Consider the following 12043-nt stretch of genomic DNA (forward strand, 5'->3'; position numbering starts at 1 on the left):
CCGGGGTTCACGGGTCCAGGCCCGGGGTTCGCGGGTCCAGGCCCAGTGTTCACGGGTCCAGGTCCGCCGCCGGAACTTACCGGCTTCAGCTGCACATCATAGCGCACGATGTCGCTTCCGACCGAGATAGTTAGGCTCGTATGCGTCTCATACCCGTCTTTCGTTACAACCAGATAGTAATCCGTGTCCGGGAACACCATGTACGCATATGCGCCGTTTGCGTAGCTCTTCTGACTTGGGCTGGCGTTATCGTTCGGCGCAAAGCCCGGAATTATAGGTAACGTCACTTTCGTGCCTGGTACAATGCCATTCGCCTTGTTCTTCGGCGTATCGGCATAGTACAGCGTCACTTCGGCGCTTTCGATCGTTGCGCCGGTTGTTTCGTCCGTAATGATACCGTACGGGTCAACGAGCTCCTGAGAAATATTCAATTCCCCGTTCGCCTTCACATCCAGATCCGCCTTGATGAGCGTCAGTTCTTTGCCTGGCGCAACTTCGTAACGTACTTCCATTTTGTAGTTCTCTGCGGATAAGCCATCCGCAGAGAATGCTCCGTTCGGTTGCAAGCCGAATGCTCTCGGAACACCGTTCTCATCTACAACGTATTGGCCGCTTGCATCCCGCAAATAAATGCGCATCTTACCGGCGAGTTCGCCGTTCAGCAGCGAAGACTGCCCTTCAGGCTGCTTCAGGAGCACGACGCCTACAGCCGTAATGTGCGCCGGAACCAGCTCGCCGCCCTTCACATCGCTGTCAACTTCCGCTTTTTGCGTGAAAGTGATCGACTCGTCAACACCATTCACTTTGATCTTTTTCGTGAAGCTGATCGTATAGTCGCCACCATACGGCACAGGGTGGAAGTACGCGCCGGCGGCGTCGGTCGTGATCTCGTGCTTCTCGCCATTCGCCTCGTTGGTGATGACCACAGTCGCATTCGGAATCACTTCGCCCGTTGTGTTGTCTCGCAGCACCCCGGTGATTGCCGCTGGTACGGTGGTTACCGTCGTGTCGGCGGTCAATTTTCCTTCTGTCAGGCTGTCCACCTTAGCCGTGATGTGGTGCTCCTCAGTCGTTGTTGTGTTCAGCTTCGGCGGTGTATAAGGGATGATTGCTTTTCCTTGCTCATCGGTCTTGGCCGTGACTTCCGATTGATCCGGCAGGATAAAGACGACATCCTGGTTCGCAACCGGCTTGCCTTCATAATCGGTCAACGTAGCCGTCAACTGCGAAGGCGTCTCACCGTTGCCGGGAACGACTGCGGGATCCGCCATCAGCGTCAGCTTGCCAGGGAGATACCTCGCATTAACGAAGCGAGCTTCGTCAATTTGCTTCTCCATGATCGTGCCGCTATACGTTCGATTCACCGGATCGGCGGTGTAATCCTCGCCCGAATAATCGGTCTGGGTGACGATATAGCTGTCACCGCTCGGAATGCCTTCAATGGCGACGGTTTCCCCATGCTTAAGGGTGATCGTCCCGCCGGATTGGATCGTTCCCTGCGTGCCGTTCGACTTTGTATAAGGGTACGCCTTACCATTATCGGCGTCCGGGAATTGGACAGTAAACTCAAATTCCTTATTCTTGTCCGCCCCGCTACCAACCACCGTCTCGCCGATCAGCAGACCGCCGTATACCATCCGCATATTAACGACCTCTGCTTTATGGTCGCCTTCCTCGATAATGGTGCCGGTCGTTTGCCAGTCCGGCCAAGTCGCCGTGTAGCCGTCTTCCGTATAATCAGTCTCTTTGACGGTGTAAGTTGTATCCTTAGGAATCCCATCAATGACGGCGGTTTCCCCATGTTTGAGAGAGATCTTGCCGCCGGACCCGATGGTTCCCGTCGCACCGCCCGATGTCGTATACGTATACGTCTTGCCTGCACCCGTGCCTTCGAAGGTGACGGTGAACTCGAACGCCTTGTTCTTGTCCGCGCCATTGCCCGCGACCGTCTTCCCGATCGTCAGCTTGCCGGGAAGATACTTGGCGTTGACGAACTTCGCTTCGACCGTTTCCTTCGCCACAATGCTGCCGGTACGCGTCAGATCCGCCGGATCGGTAGCATAGTCCTCGCCCGTGTAATCCTTCTGGACGACGGTGTAGGTGATACCGTCCGGGATATCCTTGATGGTGATAGACTGGCCACCTTTCAGCTTAACGGTGTCGCCGCTGGCCACAGTGCCACTTATGGAGCCGGAATAGGCATAAGACTTGCCGTCGCTAAAGGTAATCTTATATTCAAAGTCCTTGTCCGGGTCCGCCCCTTTCCCCTCTATCGCCGTATTCAGCGTCAAATGGCCGGGCACCCACACCGGGGTTGGCACAACCAGCGGTTTGTCGCTGGTTACCTGCACCCCGTCCACCCAGATGGGATTCCAGGGAGTGGACGCCACACGCACCTGATAAACTGTCGTGGTCGGCAGATAGGTGGTCTCGTCAATATAGGTTTGCTTGAGCACGTAAAGCCCCGCTTTGGTAAACAGGCTAAGCTTGCCGTTCTCATCTGTCTCTCCGCCGGTGACCTCTGTTACGCCGTCGGACTCATACAGTGTGAATTTTACGCCACTCAGCGGCTTGCCTGACGGGTCGACCTTGAGCAGATCTAGCTTGCCTTGGGTTTCCGCGCTGCCGCCCACGTCACTGTTGTCGACCGCGTGTTCGCTTTTAGCGCCGATGTTCTTCAGGGTGTCATCACCCATCAGTTTAATCTCGTTGCCTGCCTTTCCGCTGCTGGGCAGTCCGGTGACCTCAGTCTGATAGACCATCTGGTAGAGCTGATTCGGATTCGCCATACGGAAAATCAGCCGAGTCGCGCCGCCTTCTGTGACGGCTTCCACCTGGACCTCGGAGTTCGGGTCGTACAGGTTCAGCGCTTCGCCTTCCCTCTCCAGCCCGCCGCTGGAGGTCAGCTTGGCGCGGTACACCGCCATGTCAGGGCGTCGCAGCGAGAGGTTCCCGTTTTCGTCCTTGCGCAGCGCCAGTCCTTCGCCAAGGGTGTCCTGCAGATAGACGCCGTCCTTTACCTCAAAGGGCGGGGTGTAATTCACCGTCCACTCCAGCACGCCGGGGTTCGGCTTCGTCACCGATTTGCTCAACGTCTGCATCGGTACGATGATCTTGCGGGTGCTTGTGACTGTGGTAGGCTCATCCCCCCATGTGATTTTCATCTCGGCGGTATTCGTCAGCGCATGCTTTGCTTCGCCGGTTTCAAAGTATTGACGCAGTGCCGCCTTAGTGGGTCTTGCCTTGTACAGAATAACATAGGGACTTTCCAGCTTGGTAAAAGAAAAGGTGCCTATGTTCCCTGCGGCGGAGAAGCTCACGAGACCACTTGGGTCGGGAATAAGCGCCCCAGCGCTGACAGTCGCTCCATAGTCTGCCCGGGTTCCTCCGTAAATCGCAAAATCCTGCCCCTCCGAATAGGGCACAAACTCCCAGCTCTCGGGCAGAGTATCGACGAGTTTGATGTCGCTGGCCACGTGATTGCCGCCATTCTTCGCCATCTCCTCGGTCTTCAGGCCGTTCATATTGACCGACAGCCGGAAGGTCACCGTCTTGGTCACCTGATCATAGGCTGCCAGCATATTTGCTTCGTTAGCATCGCTGTTACGAATGTGGTGATTGACATTAGAAGGGTCAATATTTGTCCCCTCCGGCTTTGACGCATAGAGCATTTCTTTGGCCAGCATACCGCTGTTGACCCGTTGAGAAGGCCGAGTCGAATCAACTGCCCGATTTGCACCTTCAAACAGGAACGCCCGATTATACTGATCTGTGGCCTTGTTGCCCGCGAAGTGCTCCCACTGCGTCATCAGGGAATTAAATGTGAAGGAAGCCGGCTTATCGGTATTGTATCCGGTGACACGAAGCAAGTCGGCGACAGGCTTCCCATTCTGTGAAAGGGTGTATACCTGATACGTTAAGCCGTCACTCGACTGAAAGGAACCGGACTGAAACCGCTGGTAGTATCCCGGCCCAATGTTCCCCTTCAACTGATCCAGAATTCCAGCGTCAATCTCCGGGACGGCCGTAACCTTGGTAAAATCGATGGAGCTCGCATCCCCATATACCAGCAGATCGTATACCGCACCGTCCGGGAGAGCCTCCTGAGGCGTAAGGGTAACCTTCCACGGCAATGCGCCAGAAGCAAGGACATTAACACCGGTACCTACTTGCTTTGTCAGAGTATGGGCACCAATGACGACCGCGGCGGTGACCGCCACGGTACCCTGGTCATTGTCCTGCGCGGTATTGACATCCAGCTTCCACTGGGCGGTGGCCTTGTTGTTAAAGCTGGTTGTACTGCCTGTAACTTCGGACACAATGACCAGCCGAATTGGACCGTTCACCTCCCCGAAGGAATACACATCGCCTTCGGGTTCTATCGGCGTTGTTGTCGCTGACCAGTCCTTCTTAGCACTGTCCCACGACTGCCATGCGGCCGATTTCCAGGTAAGTCCGGCCGGCAGGGCATCGGTGATGGTGAAATCTTTCAGCCCTTGCTTGCTGTAGTTCTTGTTGACATCAATCGTCCATGTAATGGTACGTGGGTCTGCGGAACTCGACCGCTTGTCCAGTACGCCGCTCTTCTGAATCCAGTCGGGCCTGAAGGCGACGCGCCACGGGTTCGAGGAAACCAGCTTACTTTCCGGCGCATCCCTCAGCTCCGCGATATTGGTGACGGTCTGATACCCATTAGCGGTGTTATACTCAGTATAATACTTCGCCTTGGGAATCCACGTCTCAAAGGTGACGATCGCCTTGTCGCCAAAGCCCGCAGGGAAGGTGTAGGCCAGCGCATTCGTGGTGCCGCCGTCCGGTGTCACCGTACTGCCGTTGACCTTAAGGGACCCCTCCACATAGGTGCCCACCTGAACCGGATCGAGCGCGTCATAAAACTTCAGCCCGTCCAGCGGCTGCGGGATGGCAGGGTCAAACAGATCTGTCGCGGCAATTTCCACCTGCCACTCGATTGCCCCCTCTACAAAAGCCGCTTGATTGATCCAAGCGTTATCGGAAGCGTTGCTGTTGGACTTCTTTTTGATGCTGTACGCGGACGTGACCTCGGGGTTTTCGAGCATGTAGCCCGCCCCGAAAATGTCAATCGGCTTTTGGTGGCCATATTCTATGCCCGACACATCCGCCTTCGCGGTGGATTCAAAGCCGAAGGTGATGTTCTGGCCCTGTCCGTTGAAAAAGCGTTCCTCGCCGTCAAACACCACCTTGATGCCCGCTTCTGAGAAATAGGCGGTTCCGATTGTGTAGCCCGATTTTTCCTTCAGCGTCATGGTGGCATCCGGCAGAATCACTTCCGGAAAGTAGGTCGCTTTGTCCAGCATCACATAGTCGCCATACAAAATGACTGTGCTGCCATCCACCGTGTTCGGATCGGCGGCGTCACCCTTCACCGGAACCTTGATGCCGATCGATCTCAAGGAGAAGGGCTTTCTCCCGTGAATGGTGTCACCCGTCTGTAAGACCTTCCCTTCCTGTATGACTTCCAGCGGAAAGGGAGAATTGGCTCCCATGAGCACCGCCGTTTTGTCCGCAGACCCTGCCTCCATCGCTGCGGAATTGGCCGGCACAGCGTACACCGCCTCAGATACCGATGATGGTTCGTCTGCGCTCGGCGAGACGGCTTCACTCGCCGTCGTCCCGGAATCGTCTGGCGCACTCTCTGCATATGCAGCAGCAGAGAATGTTAACGTCTGTAAGAAAAGCATAACTGCTAGGCAAAAAGATAGCACAGGTTTACCTACACTGCGTTTTCGTTTCAATACAAAATCTCCTCCATTCCCGAAATCCCCGTAATTATTGGCGACAGCAAGACCCGATATAACTCAAGCCAATAGATATAAGCTATTTGCTTGATCCCCAGCGGCTCTTTACATCATCGAAATCGGAGTTCCAGATGAACGGGGAATGCCGTGGGCGTGCAGGCGTTAATCTTGCTTTGTACCTTTCTCCCCCCTCTCCTTCGATCATCTTCGCTGATTACATGCAGTAAATGACAGAATACTCCAGTTTACACAGCGTATTTAACCATTATATTTCCGGGGTCTATACAAAATCTAAACCACTAAACAACAAGAAGCGTCAAACTCGATTCCCACCATCACATGCGGGTCCGATCCGATCGTCGTCATACAACCGACCGCACGATGAAAGTAATGCCTCACCCCGTCGATTTCCCGCGTCAGACAATGCTCATAACATTTTTTGGTGCTCTCGAGCATTTCGATGCCGTCCAGTCCCACCACGACAAGGCCCCGATGGTCCTTGCAGAAACACATCATTCAGCTGCCTAGCCATTTCCGAGTCGTATCCATGAACGGCAGCAGCACACAGCGAATCAGCTTTCGAAACCGTCCGTTATGCATCATCCGTTTAGTTGGTTGCTTTTGGAAGTAGGAACGTTTAAACTTGTTATCTTAGTTTCGCTGTGATCTATCATCACAAAAATCTCCTCAGGTGTAGGACATCGATTATAGGATATCTACATATGACCAGCCTACAAGACCCGAAAAACATACTTCTAATATCTTGTTTGACAATGTTGACAGAAGAATATCTACTCTTCCAAAATACGAATTTATTTATCCTTAGAAAATTGGCTCATGATAACTACACTTTCACCCAAATTTCCACACTTTCTTTCCTTTTCATAGTTAAAAAGACCTAGTCTCTCCAAAATCTCTACAAAGCGAAGAACTTGCCCTCTCCCTGCAAATCTCAATAAAAAACAACCACTGACAGACCTCGAAGCGTCAGTAGTTGTTGGAATTAAAAATAATAGCCTTCCATCTTTCGAATCCAAATATAAAACCGGCTCCGGGTCGCTTTCAAGCCCCTTTTTGATCTTGGACAGTAGACCCCTTACTCAGATACAATAATATTGAGGTGAAGGGGTACGAAATGAAGAAGAAGGTGTATGATCTTAATTTCAAGAAAATGGTGGTTGCTAAAGGGGAAGAGATTGGCAATATGAGCTCGATCCAAAGTTACGCGTCCTTTTTTCATGATACTATTATTGCATCACTAGACGTTGCTTCAAGATCAAGCTTTGTTCGGCGAGACTGATGCTTCGGGGAAAAACCACTCTACTCCGGCTTAATCGCCATCACTCTTAATCGTTTATAATCCGCGTACCATGAACCGTCATGAAACAATTCGTTTCGGGCTTTAACAGCTATTTTCGAACAAACGGCATGCCGCTCCGCTTCGGAGAGTGCTGTGAAGAAATTGTCGGCGAAGCCCCTTAGCCAATGCTGCAAGCCCTGCTCATTGTCCTTGATCTTTGTCGGCCGATCGAAGTGAGCCGCATAGGTGACGCGGAAGCCCTGCTGTTCCAACAATGCGCTGTATTCGGCGATGCTTGGGAAATACCAGGGATTCAGCTTGCCCGCATCAATGCCGAAGTCCTCGCGTAGCACTTCGCCAATGGCCTGAACGATCGTTTCCACATTTCCTTTCCCGCCAAACTCTGCAACAAACCTGCCACCAGGGTTTAAACTATTCCATACACCAACCAGTACAGACCGCGGGTTCTTCATCCAATGCAGCGCTGCGTTGGAAAAGACGGCATCGAACATAGAATCTACTGTAAAATGTTCGCCATCACCGACAAAAAATTGGATTTGGGGATATTTGCGCTGCGCCTGCCCAATCATTGCCTCTGATAAATCCATCCCTGTAACATGTGCGCCAGCTTGACTTATTTCATTCGCCAAATCTCCAGTTCCGCAGCCCAAATCAAAGATTTGTTCATCCTTAATCGGATTCAAAAGCCGAACAACATCCTTGCCCAATTCAGATACAAATCCAAGCTTGCGGTCATAATGATCAGATTGCCAAACTTGATCAGAACTCATGGAATCATCTCCCAACTTTTATGCTAGGGATAGTATGGCATAGTCCTATTTATAAGTTAAATATATTAAATCTATTTACATTATAGTTAAAACCTATATATGCTCATGCGTAAGTCGTATAATCTTGTCATCGTCATCTAAGGTTCCGTTCGGGTAATTTCCTGACCACACACAGACTCTGGATGATTACTTTTTGTAAATATAAATCACATCGTTATAATAAAACAAATAAAAAGCAGTGCGATAACCCGATCCTTACTACAATCGACCGCTTTAAAGTCGCTCGGCTTCGGTAACTTAGTCAGAAATAGACCAATCACCTTGCAGCGGGGCGGTCTATTTTAGTTAACTTAACCTCATTAAAGTTCAGAATACATTGCCAAAGCGCATAACGTTTTCTATCAGTTCAATCTGATAGCAGGTGCTGACGTTGATATATTTGAGATTGAGCCATTGCTGGAATATGACATATTTCAAACTCTGCCTACGGTTAATACCTTCAATTATAGTATCTATTTGTGATCAAAAATTGTAATGAGAGCACCTAAACGTTTTGTTTTACGTGAATTGCTCTTTTACTTTACTAATAAACACTTTACCAGCTTGACCTAGGAATTTGTCAGACCGATACACGATACCAATATCTCGTTCGGGTGTAGGCTCAACCAAATTTATTATATGATACAACCGGTCATCCCAGGTTTTTAAAAGCGGTTTGGGCAAAACGGTTCCGCCAATATTGTTTTTCACTAATCGCATTAATGAAATCATTGCTGACGTTTCGATAATGGGGTTTAAAGTAAAGCCCTGGTCTTCACAATAGGAATTTACCAGCTTGCGGCATTGATGATGATCAGGAAACAACACGAGGCTCAAATCTTTGAGTTCCTTCAAGTATATTTGCGAGCGTACCGATAATTCACTACTTTTTGATACGGTCACTGAAAATTCTTCTGTATATAAAGGCAAACAGACAAGCTTGCTGTCTTCCATAACAGGAACTGTAGTAATGCCAATATCGATGTTTCCTTCCAATACTTCTTCAACAATGCGGTCAGAATCTTGAATCAGGAGCTGGATGTTAGGAAACTCTTGATGGAATTCAATCATGACGGGTGTCAAAAGCTCATCCAAATCACACGGTAGTACTCCCAAAACTAATTTTCCGCGCTGCATCGTGCGCAAGTCGTTAATCGCATCATAAGCATAGTCCAAGTTTCTGAAAATTTGGTTGCACTGTTTGTAAAGAATCTGTCCCGCTTCTGTTATTGCAATTCGCTTGCCCATACGATCAAACAGAGGCGTCCCGATCTCATCCTCTAACGCTTTGATTTGCTGACTTAAAGTCGGCTGTGCAATGTTTAGAAGTTCCGCCGCTTTCGTGAAATGCAACTGTTCGCAAACAACCTTAAACGCCTCCAGGTGCCTCAGTTCCATTTTTATCTCTCTCCAATCATTCAAAATCACAATGATTATAATTCAAACTATCTATTTTTACAATGATTTGATATTTGATATACTTCGAAGCAAGGAGAGGCCTTTCCAAATACCTAACCCATTAAACATGGAGGTTCAAAATGAAAAATGAGCAAAATAATCCGTTTGCAAGATTGCCTGAAGTAGCCAGCTTTAATGTGACAAGTTCGGATATCCGTGAAAATAATGTATTATCCGCTCCACAGCTTTCCGGAAAATTTGGGGTAGATGGCGGGCAAGATATTTCACCTGAATTGAAATGGTCCGGCGCCCCGGAAGGGACAAAAAGTTATGCCGTTACGGTGTATGACCCCGATGCTCCAACTGGATCAGGATTTTGGCATTGGTCTGTCTTTAATATTCCCGCTAACGTGACAGAATTGCCATCTGGAGCAGGAAGCGAGGATGGCTCTGATCTGCCAAACGGAGCTATTCAATTGAAAAACGATGGCCTGTTTGCAGGTTATATTGGTGCTGCGCCACCCGTTGGAGATGGACCGCACCGCTACTATTTTATTGTTCATGCTTTGGATGTTGAGGATTTAGGCGTTAAGGCTAATGCAACACCAGCTTTTCTAGGCTTTAATATGCTTACCCATACTCTAGGCAGAGCAGTAATCGTAGCAACGTTTGAAAGATAATAAATGTTTCGAAAGTTAAATGTGCGATAAGAAATTTTTGTTTCAATCATACTGTTCCATTGGAGGTAGCAGGAAAATGAGCTGCAATCGTGGGAAGCATCGCCAAAGATTCCCTTAATCGCAAACTGGCTGAGCATTTAAAGAATCGGTATAAAGACAAGTTCGAAATGGAAATTTTGACGATGAACGATCTTTTGATATACAACCAAGACGCTGAATAATGTGAAAGTTCACTAACCAGCGGTACGTTTTATATGTGCCTGGTCGGATACTCATTTTCTTTTGCGTCAGCAGGATGCCATATAGGTAGCCACGTCCTCCTTTGTAGGCTCAATATACGTATTCGTGCTAAGCTCGTGTAGCATTTTGGCCGCAAAAAAAAAAAGCGCCCTAATCGTCCAGTTAGGGGTGATCAGGCGCTTTTTTGCTAGTTCAATAATTTCAAAACAAGTAAAACATGTGCTGGTTGTTGAATGTTGTTTGCAATCCACCTCAATTGAACTATCGTTCTCCGGGAGTTCAATCATTTTCTTCACCCTTGGTTAGATTGAGATACTAAAACATCGCTCAATCTCTGCTAATCCATAATCATGTCAACAACTTGTTTCGCGAACGCAGCATAGGATTCGATCAGATCAGGGCTTCGATCAATAGCCCACCTGAGGTTATCGAAAGCCCTTAATAGCAGCAAATGCCTCATATCAGCAAGGTCTTTTGCACTTAACCCGTACCCGTCTAAAAACGCTTTGAATTCCTCAATATTTGGGCCTTCTTCTAGTCCTAGTATTTGGTACTGCATCAATTGAATAACAGATCCATGCGGTACCACGCTTACTTCTGCATTGCCCCAATCCAGCAATATAACTTGGTTTGCCTGATTGACAATCGTATTCTTTAAAGAGATATCTCCATGGTTTAAACCAAAGCGGAACGTTTCTTTCTTCAAATTCTCGAACAGTTTTCTTACTCTCTGCGATTCCATCTGAGTGATTACTCCAAGCTTGATCAAGCGATCATACTCCGTCAAACTATTGATATTATACTGCACATACCCTTGCCAGCTGCCGTCTGATCCTGCATGAGAAGGTGACTGAAACACACCATGGGCTGGATCAATCAGATTTCCTCCAAATCCTTTCACTTGAATCGAATGAATAAGCTTGGCATATTCGCCAAGCTGCCTCCAAACATCGGACTTGAGAACCGTACTGTCTAACCCGTTGTCGCCATGTATAAAAGTTTGAATCATATATGCTGTTTCATCAACTATACCAATGGACAACACCTCAGGTCCAGGAATGCCAACTGCGGCTGCTTGCTCGATACACCATTTTTCTTTGATAAAGCTTGGATATGTATCTTTATCGTTCATGCGGACAACGACTCTCCGTTTCGACTACGCAAACCTGATTTACGATACCTTTACCTATGATCTGGTATGAAGCTTTTACTTGTTCCAGAAGAAAATCGCCTGCAATTCGTTCTGCTTGTGTAACTACAGAGTCTTCCATAGTTTCTCCCCCCTCAAGTGTCGTGCTTCGAATAGTTTACCACACACTTTTTTGGAAAGTACGTTTATAACTGTCGCCCTCTCAAACCTTCAAACGTGTCAGAAAGCATGCTTTGTGAAACATCAGGTGACTAAATTGCTAAAATAAAAAAAACGGGATTGGTCATTTCACAAGGAAACCCGGTTTTTCTAATTTATTCTTATAGTAATACGTCTCAGCCGAACGCTGGATGACTGGCTCATGGGCAGCTCTTTCTCCTCGGACCTTGCGGCGGTTGATTCTGGCAAAAACCGGCTTGACGTTCGCCCAGTGGGTTCAACAGGTTCGGTTGACGCTTGCGCTGGAAATACTGGCAAGAGGGTCGCAATGCTAGCCGACGCGCCGGGCTATTCTTCGCCCAGCAGTTTCAACGCGATGTTCCGACGTGCTTTCGGGGACTCACCACCGTTATTTGGCGACACGACAGGAGAATGTTGGCAGGTCCCCTGTACGGCCCTAGCTAATTATTAACATTAAATTAGCGGCCCCACCAGTCTTTTTTAGCGTG

The 12043-nt window shown here is 48.9% G+C and carries 8 protein-coding genes; 3 read left to right on the forward strand and 5 right to left on the reverse strand.

What is annotated here, in order from left to right; all coding sequences use genetic code 11:
* The 4 genes from WH37_RS04955 to WH37_RS04965 all read right to left on the reverse strand — a co-directional run.
* On the reverse strand, window positions 1–5774 hold a 5774-nt coding region (locus WH37_RS04955; protein WP_197091341.1), incomplete at its 3' end, for a DUF7601 domain-containing protein.
* A 294-nt stretch (window positions 5775–6068) separates the two neighbouring features.
* The gene (locus tag WH37_RS35355) at window positions 6069–6257 is read right to left on the reverse strand and encodes a hypothetical protein (RefSeq protein WP_156182227.1); all 189 of its coding nucleotides are present in this window, start codon (window positions 6255–6257) and stop codon (window positions 6069–6071) included.
* A gap of 840 nt (window positions 6258–7097) precedes the next feature.
* Window positions 7098–7868 (reverse strand): class I SAM-dependent methyltransferase, encoded by a 771-nt coding sequence (locus WH37_RS04960; RefSeq protein WP_046229472.1) that lies wholly within the window; start codon window positions 7866–7868, stop codon window positions 7098–7100.
* Between the two features lie 558 nt (window positions 7869–8426).
* Window positions 8427–9305, reverse strand: a complete 879-nt coding sequence (locus tag WH37_RS04965) for a LysR family transcriptional regulator (protein ID WP_046229473.1) — start codon at window positions 9303–9305, stop codon at window positions 8427–8429.
* 140 nt (window positions 9306–9445) lie between these two features.
* Between WH37_RS04965 and WH37_RS04970 the strand changes: the two genes are divergently transcribed.
* Window positions 9446–9985 carry a YbhB/YbcL family Raf kinase inhibitor-like protein gene (locus WH37_RS04970; RefSeq protein ID WP_046229474.1) on the forward strand — a complete coding sequence of 180 codons (540 nt, stop codon included), beginning with the start codon at window positions 9446–9448 and terminating at the stop codon, window positions 9983–9985.
* An 89-nt stretch (window positions 9986–10074) separates the two neighbouring features.
* Window positions 10075–10206: an NADPH-dependent FMN reductase family protein gene (locus WH37_RS37330; RefSeq protein ID WP_414811813.1), complete on the forward strand. Its 132-nt coding sequence runs from the start codon at window positions 10075–10077 to the stop codon at window positions 10204–10206.
* Window positions 10207–10562: 356 nt separating this feature from the next.
* On the opposite strand, the gene WH37_RS04980 is transcribed toward WH37_RS37330, so the two are convergent.
* Window positions 10563–11357, reverse strand: a complete 795-nt coding sequence (locus tag WH37_RS04980) for a phosphotransferase (protein WP_231594128.1) — start codon at window positions 11355–11357, stop codon at window positions 10563–10565.
* Window positions 11358–11725: 368 nt separating this feature from the next.
* Between WH37_RS04980 and WH37_RS37335 the strand changes: the two genes are divergently transcribed.
* Window positions 11726–11869, forward strand: a complete 144-nt coding sequence (locus tag WH37_RS37335; protein ID WP_218158250.1) for a helix-turn-helix domain-containing protein — start codon at window positions 11726–11728, stop codon at window positions 11867–11869.
* Window positions 11870–12043: the final 174 nt, after the last annotated feature.

Origin of the sequence: Paenibacillus algorifonticola, assembly GCF_000971975.1 — a bacterium.
In the GTDB taxonomy this organism is placed as follows: Bacteria; Bacillota; Bacilli; order Paenibacillales; family Paenibacillaceae; genus Pristimantibacillus; species Pristimantibacillus algorifonticola.

Coding starts and splice junctions, on each gene's coding strand:
- WH37_RS04960 (WP_046229472.1), bottom strand. CDS start 7,868: ATGAGTTCTGATCAAGTTTGGCAATCTGATCATTATGACCGCAAGCTT.
- WH37_RS04965 (WP_046229473.1), bottom strand. CDS start 9,305: ATGGAACTGAGGCACCTGGAGGCGTTTAAGGTTGTTTGCGAACAGTTG.
- WH37_RS04970 (WP_046229474.1), top strand. CDS start 9,446: ATGAAAAATGAGCAAAATAATCCGTTTGCAAGATTGCCTGAAGTAGCC.
- WH37_RS04980 (WP_231594128.1), bottom strand. CDS start 11,357: ATGAACGATAAAGATACATATCCAAGCTTTATCAAAGAAAAATGGTGT.
- WH37_RS37335 (WP_218158250.1), top strand. CDS start 11,726: ATGACTGGCTCATGGGCAGCTCTTTCTCCTCGGACCTTGCGGCGGTTG.